Raw genomic sequence first — 213 nt, 5'->3', positions numbered from 1 at the left:
TAAGCAACCCTTCTGATCAAGCTATTACCTATACTTTTGTATTGACTAATGGTACTGCTGGAAGTGCGGATTACACCACTACAAATGTTGATGTACTTGTTCCTGCGGGGGCAACTACGGGAACTGTTTCGGTACCTACAACTGCGGATGCGATTGATGAAGTAACTGAAAACTTTAGTATTGCCTCTGGAGCTGCTTCGGCTACTGGTACCA

1 protein-coding gene is annotated in these 213 nt (G+C 44.6%); it reads left to right on the top strand.

Annotated features, from left to right (window positions below):
• A partial coding sequence (locus AC061C_RS15995; protein ID WP_478291994.1) for a hypothetical protein occupies window positions 1-213 on the top strand: 213 nt, incomplete at both ends.

The organism is Flavobacterium sp. GNP010 (assembly GCF_056428945.1).
Note: the sequence above shows the minus strand (reverse complement) of the source record. Positions and strands in the feature narration are given on the sequence as shown.